Source organism: Colwellia sp. E2M01, from assembly GCF_018860585.1.
Classification (GTDB): Bacteria; Pseudomonadota; Gammaproteobacteria; order Enterobacterales; family Alteromonadaceae; genus Colwellia.
On record NZ_JAHKPR010000001.1, the window covers coordinates 13528 to 31265 of the forward strand.

The following is a 17738-nucleotide window of genomic DNA, read 5'->3' on the forward strand; positions in this document are numbered from 1 at the left end:
AGTTCTTAAGATATTGACTACTTTGACAGAAGTAGACTGTTATTCAAGTAAATTAATTAGAATGTCGTTATCGATAATATAGAATACCAATAAATAGCTTCACTTTAATCAAAGCTAATAGCAAAACTATCTTTAGTGACATAAAGATCCAGCTAACAAGCGTTGAAAATAAACGCTATTTTTAGACGCCTTTATATTCGTCTACTCAATAATAGATTATTTTATTAACAAATACGGTTAACTCTTGAATTCTAAGCTATTGAGCACTACATCTTATTTATCATTTATTAATAAATTCAGAATCATGGCTAATCCTCTTTTAGAACAAACTACGCTACCTCAATTCTCAAAAATAAAACCTGAACATGTTAAGCCTGCGGTAGAAAAAGCCATAGCTGAATGTAAACAGGTTATTAGTAAAGTACTAACCGATAACACAACATATACATGGGATAACTTGGTGTTACCTATTGATGAAATCGATGATGTACTTTCTAAATTATGGTCACCCGTTTCACATTTAAACTCGGTACAAAGCAGTAATGAATTGCGTGAAGCTTATGAATCTTGCTTGCCGCTGCTATCTGAATACGGCACTTTTGTTGGTCAAAATGAAGAGTTATACCAAGCGTATTCAAGCCTTAAAAATAGCAGTCACTTTGCAACTCTTGATACCGCGCAACAAAAAGTAATCAACAATGCGCTACGTGATTTTAAATTATCTGGCATTGCCTTAAACGATGATGACAAAAAACGTTACGGCGAAATTGTGTCGCGTTTATCAGAGCTTAGCTCAAACTTTAGTAATAACGTGTTAGATGCAACACATGCTTTTAGCGAAACTATTGCCGATAAAGCAGAGTTAACGGGTTTGCCAGAAAGCACACTGGCCGCGGCAAAAGAATTAGCCCAATCAAAAGAAAAGCAAGGTTATACTTTCACCCTTGATATGCCAAGTTACTTACCGGTAATGATGTATTGTGACAATGCTGAGTTACGTCAAAAAATGCATCACGCGTTTGTTACTCGCGCATCAGATCAAGGTCCTAACGCAAATGAGTTTGATAACAGTGCGATAATGGATGAACTGTTAAGTTTACGTCACGAATTAGCAAACTTACTTGATTTTGACAACTACGCTCAACATTCACTTGCCACCAAAATGGCTAACAATACCAGCGAAGTTATGGCCTTTTTAGAAAACTTAGCCATAAAATCACAAGCTCAAGGCAAACAAGATTTTCAAGAATTAAATGACTTTGCCGCCAGTGAATTTGGTCAAAATGATTTACAAGCATGGGATTTAGCCTATTACAGCGAGAAATTAAAACAAAGTCGTTACGCTATTTCAGACGAACAACTACGCCCTTATTTTCCAAAAGACAAAGTAGTATCGGGTTTATTTACAGTGGTTCATAAATTATTTGGCCTTAATATCAAGCTACGTGAAGACGTTGATGTTTGGAACAAAGACGTTAACTTTTACGACATTTTTGATAAAGCCGGCGAAAAGCGCGGTAGTTTCTATTTTGATTTATACGCTAGAGAGAAAAAACGCGGCGGCGCTTGGATGGATGTATGCGTTGGGCGTACGCAAAAGTCTGACGGTTCAATTCAATTACCAGTAGCTTACTTAACGTGTAACTTTAATGGCCCTGTTGGCGATCAACCTGCACTATTTACTCATAATGAAGTGGTTACTTTATTCCATGAGTTTGGTCATGGTATTCATCATATGTTAAGCCAAATAAATGCCGGCAGTGTTGCTTGTATTAATGGCGTTCCGTGGGATGCGGTAGAATTACCAAGCCAGTTTTTAGAAAACTGGTGTTGGCAGCCCGAAGCCCTAGCGTTTATTTCAGGACATTTTGAAACGGGCGAGCCTCTTCCACAAGCAATGTTAGACAAAATGTTAGCGGCAAAGAACTTTCAATCAGCAATGCAAATGTTACGTCAATTAGAATTTAGTATTTTCGATTTTACTATGCACGAAAGTTACGATCCAAAAGCTGCTAATAACGAACAGCATATTCAACAAACACTTAACAAAGTACGTGAAAAATACGCGGTAATTAAAACGCCAGCATTTAATCGCTTTCAACATGGCTTTAGCCATATCTTTGGTGGTGGTTATTCTGCCGGATATTACAGCTATAAATGGGCTGAAGTTCTTTCTGCTGATGCATTTAGTTTATTTGAAGAGCAAGGTATTTTTAATGAGGAAACTGGACAATCTTTCTTAACTAATATTTTAGAAAAAGGCGGTAGTGAAGAGCCAAGCGTTTTGTTTGAACGCTTTAGAAGTAGAGCACCAGAAATTGATGCGTTATTACGTCATAGTGGTATTAATGCATAATGGTTTAGCACATAATTACTATATTAGTATTTTGTAGCAATTGACAATAAAGGAATATTTATGCGTAACTTTACCAACCTTTCACTACTATTACCTCTGGCTTTAACAAGTAGCTTATCTTTTGCCGCTGAACTAACAAAGCCAGAAAAAGATCCTAATGATCCAACTAAAGTCATTACTAAAATAGGCTTAGGTTATACAGAAGATTTAACTATCTCTGGCTCATTAGCGCTTGATGCAACCCGTAAACTTAACGCAAAAACTAACTTTGATGCCAGTGAGTGGCGCTTAGGTGGCTCATGGCTTTTTGACTTTGGTATTATTAACTTTGCTGTAAGCCGCTCTGAATATGATGAAGGCGGCTATAAAAACAATTACTCTCTTGGTACTTTTCTGCCTTTAAATGTATTAGGTGTAGATACCGGCAAATGGATGGTTTTTCCTATGGCCGGGTTTAACCATAATACCGGAGAAACCGTTACCCCTACCGAAAGCGATACTTTACAAGACAGTATAGTAATGCAACAAAATACCAGTAATGGTGGTTACCTCGGAGCGTTTACTATACGTCCTATTAATGAACATTGGACCGCATTAGCCTTTGCTGGTGGAGGTATGGGCTCAAATGATTATAGTAATGTGTGGGGCGGTGGCGGCATAAGCTATAAACTCAACTCACAAAACTCATTTAACCTTTTTGCTTTTATTTCAGATGATAATTTTGGTCAAATAAATAAAGTTGGATTTAGCTATACCTATGAATTTAAATAAACCTGAAAGCTTTGAGGCAATTTTTAATCGCGCAGCCGACAGAAAATCTGGAAAACTGGCGCTCGAAATACTACTTGGCAAAAAAATCATTGGTAAGCGATTAGTCGACGACTCTGCCGCACAAGAAAACATCTCCAATTTAGGTGATGACCGAGTGCTAGCAGCGTTTACCAAACAGATATTTAAATCGGGGTTTGTTTGGCGAGTAGTAGAAAACAAGTGGCCTGATTTTGAAGAAACCTTTTTTAATTTCAATATTGAAAAAGTGTTAATGATGCCCGAAGAAATGCTAGAGCGAAAAGCCGCAGATCCAAAAATAATTCGTAACTTCAATAAAGTAAAAACCATAAAAGCTAATGCGCAAATGATATTTGATCAGCAAATTAGTGGCGGCAGCTTCGCACAGTTTATACAAGATTGGCCAAGTAAAGACATTATTGGTTTATGGGCGCACTTAAAAAAACACGGTCAACGTTTAGGTGGTAATACTGGCCCTTACGCTTTGAGGTTGCTAGGTAAAGATACTTTTATTCTAAGTACTGATGTTGAAGCGTATTTACGTGCTCAACAAATTATTGATGGTGGCTTACAAAGTAAAAAGAGTTTAACCGCTATTCAAAACCATTTTAATGATTTGCAAGAGCAAAGCGGTTATACGTTAACGCAACTGAGCCGCTTAATTGCGTTCTCCAGTGGCGATAATAATGTGCAGGTTGATTAACAGTAATACCCTACACCTAGCGACGTCATCCCCGTGGTATATTAATCGGGGATCCGGTTTTTAAAAGCGTATAAACCTATTGGTTACCAGATTAATATTGCTCGCTATCGGTGAATATTGCTAATAACTTCGCCTTACAAGATTTCAATAAGCATTCGATTTTTAAAAGATAACTATCACGATAAAAACAAATCATTTCTAACTGATATTGATTATTTGATAATGACTTTTTATAACGCGCCTCTCCACCCAGAAAATCATAAGATTCAAGACCTTGTTCGGCATAATATTGAATAGCTTCATTATGTAGCGTCATCCCAACTTTAATTTTATTATCTGGACTATCTTGTAAAGCAGACAAGTAAAAATATACTTTATTACGATACACAAAGTTAACTAAATAACCTAACTCAACATCATTTAAGCTCAAAACTGCAATTTGTACCATGTTGTTAGCATTATGAGCGACAATCGAGTGATGGAATTGCTCAAAAATAGGGTTAGAAAAGCCACTTCCCTCTTTAGTATCTTGCCAACGGTCAATATGAATACGGGCAATTTTAGGATACAACGTCATTAGTTTTTGCGGCTCAGAAAACACCTCAAAACGTAAAGTTCCCTGAGCTTGTAACCGCTTTTTACTACGAGATATTTGATTACGAGTATTTTTAGAAAGAACTTGTGTAAAGAAAGCATCTTTAGTCGCTGATAACGAGGCAAAGTAGCCATTGGTCTTAACGATATTTGTAGCTAAAAACTGTAATTTAGCGAAAGCCTGAGTGAATAAATCAAGTTCTTCTGAGGCTGACAAGCCTATGATGACTTCTTTAATTGATGGGTCAAAATTACCAACGGCTTTGATCATTTTTTCTCTAACTAACGACTCACAAGATGCGTCCAGTAGAAAATCATTATACTCAATCCACATTTGATCTTGTTGTTGAATCCCTGTTTTATGAAGTAACCATTGTTTAATAGGAAAACAACCAAAAACCTTACGTGACTTTTCAACAAACAAACCTAAACCGACAGTTTTATCGTCGCAAATAGCTTCAACAATAAATAGGTTACCTTTGACAGCATCAAGCCAGTTACCTATCCATAACCAAGAGAGGAAAACACTACAATCAGAGTTACTTTCCAATAACTGCCATTTATCACCAAGGTTTTCTTTTTGACTTTTATCAAAAGGCTTGATTGTTATGGTATGTTTTTTTATAGACATCAAACCTCTGTACTATTGAATTTACATATAAAACTTTAAAACTATTTTTACATCTGCTCACAATTAATGCAAAATATCTCACCATCTGTAGATGCTATGAATTATTAATTATAATCAATAATTTATTTTTAATAAGCGGTAATCATAATGGAAAAACAAACGATAATCTCATTTTTTACGTCTGTTTCAAACCGCACACTAAACTAGGAAGCTAAATTGACTAATAACAAAAAAGTCTCTTTTATTATCCCTCATAAAGGGCGAGAAGAGATGCTTATACAAACAGTCACTTCTATTCTCAATCAAAATGCCGAGACAACATCTTATGAGATTATAGTAGTAACGCAGAATAAGTCCCTAGTTGAGTTATCCAAGCTTGCAGAGCAGAACAGCAACCTAATAATCTCCTTTTTAGAGGATCGATTAACAATTTCAGCGTTAAGAAATTTTGGCGCAAGCCAATCTACAGGAGAGTTTTTTGCCTTTTTAGATGCCGATGTTTCACTCTCCGAAAACTGGCTAAACACCATGTTATCAACACTTTCTGAGCAAGAAAACTGCGTATTAGCGAGTGCAGCACAAGCTAATAGTGAAAACGCCCCTCCCCTAGAAAAAATAAGAACCGCCTTAAGTAATGCTGATTTAGACTGTAATGTTAGTTTTTTACCGGGACGAAACTTATTTTTATCTAAGCAGACCTTTGAAAAGGTAAACGGTTTTCCTGAACACCTAATAACCTGTGAAGATTACTACTTTACCGACCAAATAAATCAACTTGGCAATCTTTATTACACATCTAAAGCAACTTACGTACATTTAGGTGAAGATAAGAAATACAAAGAAATGTACAAAAAAGAGATTTGGCGAGGTCAGTCAAATTTACAATCAATTAGTGGGCGAGATATCCCTTTAAGGGAGGTTCCTAGCTTCATCATCCCTATTGCTTTACCTATCCTATTAATGATTTTTATAGGTACCATGTTCACTAATAACACGGTATTTACACTGTTAACTCTATTTTCTTTTCTGTTGCCATTCGTACTTTACAGCCTAAGGTTATATAAATTAGTCCGAAAAGAAGTTAGCTTTTGCCGAGTTCTTCAGTTTTATATTACCTACTTCCCAGCAAGGGTCATAGGCACGATAGGAGGGATATTCAAATCATTTAAGGTTTAATCATAAAATAAAGGCGAACACTCATTTTATAAATTGCAACAAAGTGTAGCTTGCACCTGGAAGGTTTACGATAAGTACATTGCTATTAAACAAGTAATAACGTTAATGAAGCTATTATGACTTCCATTAAGTTACACTAACAAATAGAACTATTTAATAAAATTAAGCTCTTTAAACTTATTAATAGCCTTAATGATATCAACGTCACGCAGCTTTATAACGTTGTTCTTTTTCACCGATGCTTGGGCACCATTTCTCTGCTGAATATCTTTGTTGGTTGTATTATTTTTAATAACTATATTGGTTGATTGCTCAAACCTATATTCAATAGCATTAGGGTAATTATGTTCTAAAAAAATGATATTATTTTCAATCATAGTGTTAGGACTACCTTCGAGAATAACCCCTACATCTGAAAATTTATTGTTGTTATTCTCGTGATAAATAATATTGTCTTCAATAACCCCACCAAAGTTTGAGTGATAAATATAGTTGGGGTTTTGCATCCTCATCCCAAAACCGATACCTCGATCAGAGTTAATAATTAAGTTATTTTTTACTACATTATTAAAAGTATCATTCCATAAGTGAATGGCATGCTCAGCCATGTATTTACTTGGGCTAGCAATGTTTTCAAATATATTGTTTTGAATTACCCAGTTTCTAATCCCATGAGCATCAATACCTCCAATATAGTAATTAGGGCCAACACCCTTAGTATAGCGAAATAAATTATTTTCAATTACCCCTTCATTTGAAAATTTATCTCGGTGTTTCTTAGAATAAGTAACCTTAATTAATTGCTCATAACTATCTTGTAAGATTGCATTTCTAATAATTGGCTTTCGAGCACCTTTTTCGCCAGCGATTTGAATAAGGTGATTACCAGCTTGCTCCAGTGTTAAACCATCAATGATAAAATTAGGGGCTGCTATATATAATAAATTATCGACCCCCTTGGTGGGTTTCATGCCATTGCCACGTAAAATAGTGTTAGATGGATCAGCCGATTTTGATAAAAACATTAAATTGGGCGAGGTAATATTCAATGTGTGTTTAAGATGATAAACACCCTCATTAAATATAATGGCGCTGTAACCTTGATCATTTTTAATGGTATTTAGAGCTTGGTAGACTTGTTTAACATTGTTAACCGCGTAGGTTTTATAATAATTGGGGATGCTCGTTTGAGGCAGTAATGTAGCTTGAAAAATATCACCTGTATTAATCGTTAAAGCTTTAGCAAGTGCGCTATACAATAAGTTCAGAATAAAAAAAAATATAAACCCTGAATTAACATACTTATTCATTTAGCTTTTTAATAACCTTAGCTGGGTTACCGGCAACAACAGAATAATCTTCAACATCATTTATAACAACAGCACCTGCTGCTACCACACAGTGATTACCTACATTGGCCATAACAAGTGCAGCATTGCCAACCCAAGAACCTCGACCAATAGTTACCTTTGTAAACTTTCCGCCTTGATCTTTGATTGGCTTAGATAAATCATCAAAATTATGTTGACCTTTACCACTCATAATATGAACACCACTACCAATTAGTGTGTCAGCCCCTATTTTACATTTACCAATATTACTTTGTGGACCGATATAAACACCCGATGCTATTTGAGTATCTCGTTGCGAAAATAAAACAAGAAAAGAGATAACAGCATTAGGAGCACATTCTGTAAGGGTAAATCGATAAAAACCTGCCCTAAGATATGCCCCAAACTTACCTGGGATAAGACTTAATAATTGACTAAAACCTGATAACAAAGTATCGCTGTCTACAATTGCATTCAAGATAAAATAAAGCAATGTTATTGGGAGCATAACAATAGCTACAATAGTAAATAGGGTTGTTTTAATTAATGCCTTCAAAACACTTTCGCCTTAATCTTTAAGTTCACTGTCAATTAATCTAAATGTAGATCTACTTGAGTGCTAATAATATCATTTTTAGCATACACCCCAAGCTACAACCGATCATTCAGTACATCATCTAATACTTGCAACTTACCTTGCCAAGAATAGTGTTCATGAATTAACGATAATGCATTATTTTTAATTTTGGCACGAAACGCCTTATCATCTTCTAATCTTTCTGCAGCACTTAAAAAATCAATTTCACTATTAGCAATTAGGATATGTTCATCTTGAGTACAATCTATGCCTTCAGCGCCCATAGGCGTTGAAATAACGGGTAACCCACACGCAAATGCTTGTAGCACTTTATTTTGAACACCACGAGCCAACCTAAACGGAGCAACAAAATAATCTGACTGATGATAATAAGGTAATATATCATCAACAAAACCAGTTACTTCAATACCTGTAATATTTGTTAAATCATTAACTAGCGAGGTGGGATTCATACCAGCAATAATAAAGCGCGCTTTTTTATATTTAGTCAAAATACTTGGCCACACCGTTTCAACAAACCAAATCACAGCGTCTATATTCGGTTTATAATCCATTACACCAGTAAACAAAAATACAGGGGCTTCGTTATTTGGAGAAATCGTTGCAGGAATAAAGGCTGTAGTGTCCATGCCATTACCCATTGTTAGTACTTTTCCTGCATGACTACATCGCGAATTAAATAACTCAACTTCCGCATCAGCGATGAAAAAACTCACATCAAAATCATGCGTTATTTGTTGTTCATACTTAGCTAATATTTTAGCTTCTCGTTGATAAACCCACTTCATTGGCCAATTAGATGTTTGAGCATATTGTTGCCACTTATCAGAATCTAAGTCCATAAAGTCCATTAACAACATTGGTTTTTTTTTTAACTTTTTGATACTCGTACTTCGGTAAATGTATTCCGCCATGGCTGAACTGGTACAAATAACAACATCAAAACACTCTTGTTGTAATAAATCATCAAATTTACTTTGTAACCTCTTAGTATAAAAGTTAGCAACGCTTAATGCTTGCCCTTTTAATAACCCCTTAATTAATCTAAACGGCTTTACCGTTAATTCGTGACTTATAACATTCTCACAATATTTATCCGCCAACTCTTTAAAATAATTAACATCTTCATTTTGCTCAATAGGCGCACAAACACTTATTTTATGTTTCTGTTCTGCGAGAAATTTTAATTGATTGAAGGTGCGAATTTTTTCCCCTTTATTGGGAGGAAAGGGCACTCGTTGTGCGAGAAAAAGGATATTCACGTTTTTTGCTACCTGATTTTAATACGAACTATATATTTTAATAAATGATATATTTTTTTCACTAAGAAAGCAGGATAATATTTAATGTTAATGAGGTTTATTAATAAGTATAATAAAGCAACGCGTAATATTTTTTATTATATTAGTTCAATTTTATGTGACTACACCGCAGCTTATTTATAGGAAAAATAATTACATTTAATCGGGTTTAGATGTTTTTAATCAGTGTTAATCTCAAAATGTAATTTATCGTTGAAATCAAGATCATATTATCGCTAGTTACAATTACCGTAAAACTTTATACCTTATCAAATGAAATAAAGTATAAATTGCCACGTTAGTTATTAGATCACTAAGTTTATTATAGTCTATACTGCCTTAGTATCTGATTGCAGTAAGTTGGAATGAGCGCTTAGCTCATAGAATTAACAACTCCTATCATAATGTCTTGGCAATAAACGAACAAAGGGAGTTCTTATTATGAATAAAAATTTAAAAGCTAACTTTTCTTGCTGTTTAGCTACCGCTTTTGCTTTTATTTTATTTGGGTGTGGTGAAGGTGCCATAGAGGTACAGGTTACCGTCCCTCCAGAAGTTATAGATGTAACAGATAATGAAAAACCGGTTGTTAATTCTCCTCCCGTAGTTAGTGCCGGAGTTGATGTCGCTTATAATGAAAAAGATATAGTTGTCCTTGATGGGCAATCTAGCGATATTGATGGAACAGTTGTTTCAACATCCTGGTCTCAATTAGAGGGACCAAACGTAAAACTTAATGATAAAGCATCATTGAAAACAGCTTTTGTTGCTCCTAACGTACCAGAAACAAAAGTTTTAGTTTTTGAGCTATCGGTAACTGACAATTTAGCAGCTAAAAGCTCCTCAACTGTTAAAGTAACGGTTAACCCAGTTACTCCTGTTGACCCAGTTATCCCTGTTGACCCAGTTATCCCTGTTGACCCAGTTACCCCTGTTGACCCAGTTACTCCTATTGACCCAGTCACTCCTATTGACCCAGTTACTCCTATTGACCCAGTTACTCCTGTGGAGCCAGTTAATATAGCCCCTTTAGTTAATGCAGGCTCTGATCTTGAGTATGACGAAGAAAAATTTGTAACACTTTCAGGAGAAGTAAGTGACTCTGATGGCACAATCAAGTCAACTTTATGGGAGCAGACCAAAGGTATAAAAGTAGCAATAAATGATCCTTCCTCTATTACTACAACTTTTATTGCTCCTACAGTATCATCCGAAGAAGGTGCACAAGTATTAGTCTTTAAGTTGACGGTTATAGATAACTCAGGCGCAAAAAGTGATGATTCAATCTCCATTACTATAAACCCAGTCAATGAAGCCCCTTTAGTTAATGTTGGCTCTGATTTTGAAGATGACGAAGGAAATGTTGTGATACTTTCTGGAGAAGTAAGTGACTCTGATGGCACAATCAAGTCAACGACTTGGAAACAGATCGACGGTATGAAAGTAGAAATAAATGATCCATTTTCAGCCCATACAACCTTTATTGCTCCTACATTAGCTGTAGATGATGGTGCTCAAACTTTAGTTTTTGAATTAACTGTTACAGATGATTATGGTGCGGTAAACACCGACTCAATTTCCATAATTATAAACCCTATTGATGAGCTAATCATTGCAAATGCTGGTGAAGATCAAGTCCTAGCACCAAGTTCAGAGGTAACCTTAGATTGCAGCCAAAGTATAAACCCTGAAGGCGATGAACTCAGCATCTCATGGGTACAGGTTTCAGGTAGCCCTATTACACTTGATAATGATTCGAGTTGTTTGATCTCTTTTGAGTTACCGAATACAGCAGAAGATTTTGAATTTTTGTTAACTATTTGGAATGATAAAGGTGAAGATAGTAGCGACAATATAATTATCACTTCAACTCCAGCTAAATTTCCATTATTAGAAATCAATGATTTTAAATACCAAGGAGGGTTTCGTTTATCAGCTGCAAAATATGGCGATACTGATTATGCTAATTTGAATTATTCTCCCGGAGTTATTGCACTTAATGAGGACAACACCTCCCTTTTTGTTGTTAGTCATGATTATGAACAAGGAATCGCAGAATTTAAAATTCCAGCAATAGTAAATAGCAGGGATATCAATGATTTCAATATAGGGAATGACGTTATTCAAAACTTTTCTAACTTTTATAAGACTGACAGAGTCGATACGGGTATTGATAATTATTTCAGGATCACCGGCATGGAACTTATTGAGTCAAAGTTAGTGGTTAATTATATCAATTGGTATGATGGCCCTGGTACAGAAACAGATACTACCGTCGTTTTTCAGGACCCATCTAACTTGAAAGGTTCTGCAATCGTCGGGCCATTCCAACTTGAAGGTGCCGCACATACGTCAGGATGGATGACACCAATTCCTGAATATTGGCGAGACCAGCTAGCGGGAAGTTATATTAGTGGCTTCTCAGGTGGTTCTATTCATTCGAGACTATCTATAGGCCCATCAGGGTTTCTATTTTATCCTGAAATAGATCTAATAACAAAAGCATCTGGTTCAGCGATAGAAACCACTCCTGTTTTAGACTTCAGCTTAGCTAATAGGCTGTATGATACCTCTGTTTATACTTATGAAGAAGGACATACCCGTGACACTTTCCAAAATAAGGATGGCAAAAACGCACTGTGGACAGAGATATCTGAGGCTTCATATGGATTTATTGTACCCGGAACAAACACATATGTGACGCTAGGCGCTTCAGGCGGGCATGAACATGGTATTACATACAAAGGTACACAAGACGATGGTACTGTATGTGGGGGGCCTTGTGCCAATGTGGCGGCAGATATCTACAACTATGTTTGGTTTTGGAAGGTTAGTGATTTAATCAAAGTTCAAAATGGCGAGATCGCCACTTATGATGTAAGACCATATGATTACGGAATACTTGACACCCTAACTAAAGCTAAACTTAGGGGAGCAGCCTTCGATGCTGACAGTATGAGTTTGTACATTGCCTTGAAAAATGGTGACACAATAGAGACATACAATAAATCTCCACTATTTTTAAAATATAAGATTAATGTTCGGTGATACTTTCCAATTTGAAATGGAGTACAATAAATGTGTAATGACCTAGTTTATATCAATTAGTAGGTCATTACACACTACCTTCGACGAACGTATACTAATATTCGAATATCTTATGATTCAAACGACAAAAATTAAGGATATGCAGTTCTCAAAGTATAAGGACGCTTAGGGCACAAACCTAATTCACTACATAATTGATTACATAATTGATTACATAATTGATTACAACATAAACAGTAAATGACAGATCTACTAAACGGCCTAATCATTTTTTGTAGCTTTCTGAACTACGAATAAATTATATGCAATCCCAGAAAACAATATTAACCAATAAAGTACTTCAGACCTAGCCCTATTTAAAAATGTCATAAGCACAAGAAATCCAATAAATGAAGATCTAATTGCTATAACTTTAAAGTAACCTTTTATATCCCCTCGCCCTTTCAACGTAATAATTGTTTTTCTTAGGTGATTTATAGAGCTAAAAATGAGTAATAAAAAAACTATTAATCCTGGATAACCAACCTCACTAAGTACTTCGAACCAAGTAGAGTGAACAGCACGGTTTTTACTTTTACCTGTATGAATATTTTCTGGTATATAAAAAGGAGCAAAATATTCAAATCCTTTATAGCCAGTACCAAGTGGATAATCTTTTGATAGATCTATAGCTGCTTTCCAAAAAACAGTTCTAGTAGCTCCGCTTTCTGCCCCCTCATTAACCTCATAATTTTGCATGGTCTGAATACGCTGAATAGTCGTTTTATCGACTATAATTGAAAGAGCCAAAAGACCCATTAGTATAATGAAAATAACGGATGTTCTCTTAAACCGTAAATTTATCTTTGAAAAATATACGGAGAATAAAAATAAAGTAATACTAACGAATACAGCTAAAAATGCCCCTCGGCTATTTATTAGAATTAAGCCGTTGGTGATTAAGCCTCCTGCAATTACAAAACATAGCTTTCCCAATTTATTTTTAGTAAACCAAAAATAATATAAACAGAATACTAAGCTAGAAGCTATTGCCGCAGCAGTTCCATTAGAGTCTGGAGAATCAACCATACCAATTCCTTCTACTCTTCCCATAGCATTTCGTCCAACTTGCATTGCTTGAAAACCAATATAAGAACTTCCTGCAATATAGCTATATAACATCCAATCTAATTTTTTATACGAATCACAACATTTAAATATAAAATATGTAATTATTCCTAACTTTATAAAGTCTATGGTTGCTTGATTATGTAAAATATCTAATACAGCGAGTGGAGTTACGGCTACATAACAAAGGATAAACAGAACCATCCATTTAAATGGGGGAATAGCAAAAAATTTATTTTTAGAAAGTAAGTTTTTATTTAGAAGTGTAAAAAATATTAAAAGGACAACTATTATAAATGAATAAGGGAGGTTAGGCACACTGGCAGACCACCAACGCATATTTGGGTTAAAGAAATACACTAGCTGGTATACAATGACAAAATAGATAGGGTGGCTAAAAACCCCCCTAACTATTCCAAAAAAGTAAATGCCTATAAATAGAAGTACATTAAGCATTTCGTTTGAAAGGTTTACCGATGATTAATTGCAACTTTCTTATCTTTTTTAATATTGACGAAACAGGCTTTTTAACAATATCATAATTGTATTCAGATAACATTTCTGATGCCACATCTTGAAATATTGCAATATCAATATCAGACATTTCATTTTTCCAAGCGCATACTCTTTGATTTTGAGGAGGTGAATCCGCATTATAATGTTGATTCAAAAGTGACTGCGGTATATATTTTGATGAACTTTTATAGAATTCAAGCATATTTTCTTCAAAAGGTTCTTCCAAAAATTGACACACTTGAATCAACGTTTCTTTAGATTGAAGAACAAGATCTTCGTACCTAATTTCAAGGTAACTATCATTCGGTAGCATTCTCCCTGAGCACATACCCAATTTCACATGTGAAGCCCACCATTCAGCTGCATCTTTAACGTTTTTGGGTCCCCATGTCATTTTCATTACAGAGTTAGCTACATCTCTACCATCACGGATAATATGAATGAACTTACAGCTAGGGAACATCTGTCTAATTTTGTACATACGGTCTAAATAATCAGATTTATCCCCCCAACGAGCTTTACCATGTGTATGCGCATATAATTTAAATATGGCTTCAACAACATCAGATATAGAGCTCTTATCATTTAACTGCTCCATCACCTCTGAAGCCTTAAAACTTACATCCCACAACTTTAGAATATCTTCAGACAATATCTCTTCAATTAACCGCAGTCTATTATCTGATAAGCTTAGAACGCCAAAGTCATTTCTTTTGTCGTAATATTGGGTAATAAAGTGAGATTCATACGGTATAGCAATATTAGAGTGGCTATTAAGCATTTGTCTAATTAACGTTGTACCTGAACGGCCAACACCGACAATAAAAATAGGGGCTTTATTCATTTATTAAAATCTCATCCTTTATACATTCTATTAAAAATTCGTAATCACTTGAAAAATTATCAATATCTTCAGGTGTCCAATATTCCATACCATCTAATGCACTTACTTTTGACGAAATTTTATTGCAAGAAGTATCGTAGATAGCTTTTTCTAAAATAATTGCCGCATTCTGAGCAGTAAATTTATTTTCTTTAATCCAATTATGTGGTGTGTATTTATGAATATTTGTTATTGATGCCTCAATTGCTTTATCTAAAGTATCATCATTAAAATAACCACCAGTTTGTTCATTTATATATGAATATTTATCGCCAAAATTAAACCCTTCTCGTATTAAGCATGGGACATCAGCGTGTAACCCTTCTATTACTGAGCGGTTAAACCCTTCCCGTTTCGACAATAAAAGATTCAATTTAGATCTTTGATATAGCTTTGCGATTTGAACTTGATTGAGTGATTCAAATAGAGTTACTTGCTCTAAAACATCATATTTGCAGGCCAAATCGATTATATCTTGCTTAGTTATGTCTATCGGATATCCCACTAAAACACAAGTAAATATTTTCCCTCGTTTTTTTAGTTTTTGTAATGCTTCAAAAAGTAAATAATGCCTTTTTAATTTCAACCAAGACGATACCATGATGATATCAATATCTTTTTCAACCGCTTTATTTGGAGCAAATATTCTTGAGTCTATCCACCAGTTCGCGGCTATTGGAACTGGAATTAAATTATCAGAAAAACGATTTAAAAATCGCTCATCTCTTATCTCACCAGTTTGTACAAAAACATCTGTATTCAACCCTTTAAACATTAGGATATCAGGCATACAAAAGCGGGCAGTGCTTGGCTCTATAACAATGTGATAACGTTTTGTAATTTCATCTATGTTAAAAAGGTAAGTAAGAGTTGGAAAAGCGTAGTTATATGCAATCAATAGAATACCTTTCTCTTGTTCTGTACTTGATCGCAATACAATAGCCATATTTTTTAAAAATCGACCAGGATCTTTATAAAATTTTTGGCTTGGCCCAAAATCTTTATATGTAGCCGAATACATTTCTAAATATCTTTCCCAACTTTTTTGAGTTGGTAACAAGACGCGAATCGAATACTCAACAAGAAAGTCTATTGTTGCGTAAAACCCGTGAAATTTACTGATAAAATAAACTAATTTTACGATCATTTTATTCTCATTATGGTGTTTTTAATATAATTGATAGGCTGACTTTAGCATATCCTGAATTCGTTATGTTTTTTCGATGTGATTTTTAATTGTAGTTTTTTTAAATAGTTTGATTACTATTGGCTTTAAAATATATGCTAAATGCACCCCTTCGGAGGTCTTTTTATAATAAAGTTGATAACTAATAAACAGACAGCAAAAATAAAAAAAACTGTAAAGTAAAAAACCAAAAATTAAAATAAATATAGAAGGTAAACTCATCATATTGATGAGTGTACTAACCGCGAGATATACAGCATAATTAGAAATACATAAGGGAAGTATTAAAATAAAAAATGAACGAATTGAACATCTTAAAATAAAACAACAATATAAAAGCAAAGTTAATGTGGCTATTATTTCGAATAAGCTACGGTAATTAGCCATTAATTCAAACGATTCATTTCTATAGAATAATAGTAATGCTACAGTACCAAGCAAAGTTAATACGTTATATAAAAAAAGGGGTTTTAATTGCCCCACTACAATTAAAATTTGGCTTGATATTCCTCCTAAAATGAATGCTAAAAAAAGCAATGAAAAAGCTTTAAAAACACTTTCATGCTTCATCCATTGTTCACCTAAAAGCACGTACACAATCTCTGCACTAAAGCTGTACATAAACATAGTTATAGGTAATGCCAATAAAGCTAAAGTCAAAACTGCTAACTTAAATTTATGTCTTAATTTATCTCTATCGTGGCTATCTTCGGCGAAACTTGCTAATAAAGGTTCAGAGGCAGGGCCTAGCACCTGCGCTGCAGGCATTGTAGCTACATATTTAAAAGTATGGTAAATACCAATGGCTGTCACTCCTTGAAAAGCGCTTATAATAAAGTTGTCCGCTTGAGCTCTGCTATAACCAATTATTCCCTTTGATAATATCCACTTTGAAAAATTCCACTGCTCTTTTATTTTTACCAAAGTCACTTTAGGTCTATATTCGTTAATTACGTATGAGCCGATACATTTTAAAATAGCAGAAAGTAAAAGCCCCACGATCATCGCCCAATAATTTTTCCAGATAAAAGCCATGATGATCACTAAAGCAACGCTAATAGACTTTTGAATAATAGCTAACTTCATGATTGGTATATAATTTTGTTTTTTCTTTAACAAGAATAAACCCGGATTGTTTAAAGCACTAATTAATAGCCATGGTGATATAACCCAGCAAACATAGGTAATTTCCTTAAGCTCATAGAAGTTTGCAAGGAGAGGACCACAACAAAAAAAAATGATTGACAGTAAAGTCCTAAGAATAATATCAAGAGTCCACGCAGAGTTTAAATCATCATTTGAAACGTATTTTTTTTGAATAATATATTGTTCTGTGCCCGCAGAGCTTATAGTTTCAAATAAATAAATAAAAATAGTAATGATCGCGACAATACCAAAATCACTTGGTGTTAAAATTCTTGCAAGAACAAGCGTACTTATAAGGCCGAGTCCTCTTTCGAAAAACTTGATAACCAAAGAAATAAGCGAGCTAGAGAGTGTTTTAATGGCAAGTGACATT

Annotated in this window: 13 protein-coding genes; 5 read left to right on the forward strand and 8 right to left on the reverse strand. The window is 34.6% G+C overall.

The features are described from left to right. The first annotated feature begins 304 nt into the window (after positions 1 to 304). From prlC to KO502_RS00075, 3 genes are read left to right on the forward strand one after another with little or no spacing between them, the layout of a single operon-like run. Complete coding sequence (prlC, locus tag KO502_RS00065) at positions 305 to 2356, forward strand: oligopeptidase A (RefSeq protein WP_216020512.1); 2052 nt, start codon at positions 305 to 307, stop codon at positions 2354 to 2356. 60 nt (positions 2357 to 2416) lie between these two features. Next, positions 2417 to 3127 carry a hypothetical protein gene (locus KO502_RS00070; protein WP_216020513.1) on the forward strand — a complete coding sequence of 237 codons (711 nt, stop codon included), beginning with the start codon at positions 2417 to 2419 and terminating at the stop codon, positions 3125 to 3127. Further along, a complete protein-coding gene (locus KO502_RS00075) occupies positions 3114 to 3848 on the forward strand; it encodes a DNA-3-methyladenine glycosylase I (protein ID WP_216020514.1) in 735 nt (244 codons plus the stop codon). Before KO502_RS00070 ends, KO502_RS00075 begins: the two co-directional genes overlap by 14 nt. A 91-nt stretch (positions 3849 to 3939) precedes the next feature. Here KO502_RS00075 and KO502_RS00080 read toward each other — a convergent pair whose 3' ends face one another. Beyond that, positions 3940 to 5073: a GNAT family N-acetyltransferase gene (locus tag KO502_RS00080; RefSeq protein ID WP_216020515.1), complete on the reverse strand. Its 1134-nt coding sequence runs from the start codon at positions 5071 to 5073 to the stop codon at positions 3940 to 3942. A gap of 216 nt (positions 5074 to 5289) precedes the next feature. Here KO502_RS00080 and KO502_RS00085 point away from each other — a divergent pair, with 216 nt between their 5' ends. Continuing rightward, positions 5290 to 6249, forward strand: coding sequence for a glycosyltransferase family A protein (locus tag KO502_RS00085; protein ID WP_289846755.1), 960 nt, complete (start codon positions 5290 to 5292; stop codon positions 6247 to 6249). 149 nt (positions 6250 to 6398) lie between these two features. On the opposite strand, the gene KO502_RS00090 is transcribed toward KO502_RS00085, so the two are convergent. The 3 genes from KO502_RS00090 to KO502_RS00100 all read right to left on the reverse strand — a co-directional run bounded on the left by KO502_RS00090 (position 6399) and on the right by KO502_RS00100 (position 9440). Beyond that, positions 6399 to 7559, reverse strand: a complete 1161-nt coding sequence (locus tag KO502_RS00090; protein WP_216020516.1) for a right-handed parallel beta-helix repeat-containing protein — start codon at positions 7557 to 7559, stop codon at positions 6399 to 6401. Next, complete coding sequence (locus KO502_RS00095; protein ID WP_216020517.1) at positions 7552 to 8136, reverse strand: acyltransferase; 585 nt, start codon at positions 8134 to 8136, stop codon at positions 7552 to 7554. Before KO502_RS00095 ends, KO502_RS00090 begins: the two co-directional genes overlap by 8 nt. A 95-nt stretch (positions 8137 to 8231) precedes the next feature. Continuing rightward, the gene (locus tag KO502_RS00100) at positions 8232 to 9440 is read right to left on the reverse strand and encodes a TIGR03087 family PEP-CTERM/XrtA system glycosyltransferase (protein WP_216020518.1); all 1209 of its coding nucleotides are present in this window, start codon (positions 9438 to 9440) and stop codon (positions 8232 to 8234) included. 789 nt (positions 9441 to 10229) lie between these two features. Here KO502_RS00100 and KO502_RS00105 point away from each other — a divergent pair. Then, entirely contained in the window at positions 10230 to 12527 is a 2298-nt protein-coding gene (locus KO502_RS00105; protein ID WP_216020519.1) for a hypothetical protein, read from the forward strand. Positions 12528 to 12788: 261 nt separating this feature from the next. On the opposite strand, the gene KO502_RS00110 is transcribed toward KO502_RS00105, so the two are convergent. The 4 genes from KO502_RS00110 to KO502_RS00125 form a co-directional block, all read right to left on the reverse strand. After that, the gene (locus KO502_RS00110) at positions 12789 to 13952 is read right to left on the reverse strand and encodes an O-antigen ligase family protein (protein ID WP_216020520.1); all 1164 of its coding nucleotides are present in this window, start codon (positions 13950 to 13952) and stop codon (positions 12789 to 12791) included. 130 nt (positions 13953 to 14082) lie between these two features. Beyond that, a complete protein-coding gene (locus KO502_RS00115) occupies positions 14083 to 14994 on the reverse strand; it encodes a sulfotransferase (protein WP_216020521.1) in 912 nt (303 codons plus the stop codon). Continuing rightward, positions 14987 to 16180, reverse strand: a complete 1194-nt coding sequence (locus tag KO502_RS00120) for a glycosyltransferase (protein ID WP_216020522.1) — start codon at positions 16178 to 16180, stop codon at positions 14987 to 14989. The genes KO502_RS00115 and KO502_RS00120 overlap by 8 nt, the downstream gene beginning before the upstream one ends. Before the next feature lie 63 nt (positions 16181 to 16243). Then, positions 16244 to 17737 (reverse strand): oligosaccharide flippase family protein, encoded by a 1494-nt coding sequence (locus KO502_RS00125; protein WP_216020523.1) that lies wholly within the window; start codon positions 17735 to 17737, stop codon positions 16244 to 16246. Position 17738: the final 1 nt, after the last annotated feature.